Raw genomic sequence first — 1,243 nt, 5'->3', positions numbered from 1 at the left:
GGCCCCGCCGGGGCGGGGCCGGGCCGAGCGCCGTCGCAGTGCCCGCAAGGCGGCCCGTCGGCGCAAGCGTTCGCTGGTGCGCGAGCTGCCGCTGATCGTCCTGGTGGCCCTTCTGGTGGCGCTGGTGATGAAGACCTTCCTGGTCCAGGTGTTCGTGATCCCCTCGGGTTCGATGGAGCAGACCATCCTGATCGGGGACCGGGTACTGGTGGACAAGCTGACCCCCTGGTTCGGCAGTGAGCCGCAGCGCGGCGACATCGTGGTGTTCAAGGACCCGGGCGGCTGGCTGGAGCGCGACCGCAAGCCGTCCGCGGACGGCCCCGTGCTGGGTGCGGCCAAGCAGGTGCTGACCTTCGTCGGACTGCTGCCCTCCGAGAACGAGCAGGACCTGATCAAGCGGGTGATCGGCGTCGGCGGGGACACCGTCGAGTGCTGTGACGAGCAGGGGCGCCTCAGCGTCAACGGCCGTCCGGTGGAGGAGTCCTACCTCGCGCCCGGCAACCCGCCGTCCCGACAGACCTTCAAGGTCCAGGTGCCGCAGGGGCGGCTGTGGGTCATGGGCGATCACCGGGACGTCTCCGCCGACTCCCGTTTCCACATGGGCAATCCGGGACAGGGGACGATCCCGCTGAGCGGCGTGGTCGGTCGCGCGTTCGTGATCGCCTGGCCGCTGGACCGCTTCCATCAACTCGATGCGCCGCGTTCACTCTCCTCTCTCGTCCGGATGCCGCAGGCCGGCGGAAGTGCCGCGGAACCGGTGGGCGTTGGGCCGGTTCCTGTGGAACCTCCGCTCGTTATGGGTGTGTTGGGCGTCCTTCCGCTCGTCGTTCACCGGTCCGGACGGCCTCCGGAGTGAGCCGTTCCGGCCGCCGCCCGGACGGGCCTCGCGTGTGGGACCGCGAGCCGGATGCCTGGGAGTGATAGAGAAGTGCAGGTGCGGCCGGGAGTGGTCCCGGCCGCGGGCCGAGGCCGTGCCGGTGTCGGGGGAGTCCGCGGTGGGCAGCCCTGAGGCGTTCATGGTCGTGGTGAGCATGGTGCCCGCTGTGCGGCACTCTGAGCGCGGGCGCGCGGGCGTCCGCACAGCAGGGAGGAGACGTTGTGGGGGATTTGGTGATCGGCGCCCGCTCAGGCGCCGGAGAGCCCGAGGGCCCGGGCCGTCGGGCGGCCCGGTCCGCCGAGTCCGCGACCTCCTCGGCCTCGGCCGAGGACGCGGCGGCGCAGACCGCCGACGGGCAGGGCGGCG

The 1,243-nt window shown here is 72.2% G+C and carries 1 protein-coding gene; it reads left to right on the top strand.

Going from position 1 to position 1,243, the window contains the following annotated elements; translation table 11 throughout:
• On the top strand, positions 1-856 hold an 856-nt coding region (lepB, locus tag KS423_RS45730; protein WP_224285547.1), incomplete at its 5' end, for a signal peptidase I.
• Between the last annotated feature and the right edge of the window lie 387 nt (positions 857-1,243).

The organism is Streptomyces sp. LS1784 (assembly GCF_020103755.1).
Taxonomy (GTDB): domain Bacteria; phylum Actinomycetota; class Actinomycetes; order Streptomycetales; family Streptomycetaceae; genus Kitasatospora.
This window is presented reverse-complemented; position numbering and strand designations above follow the sequence as displayed.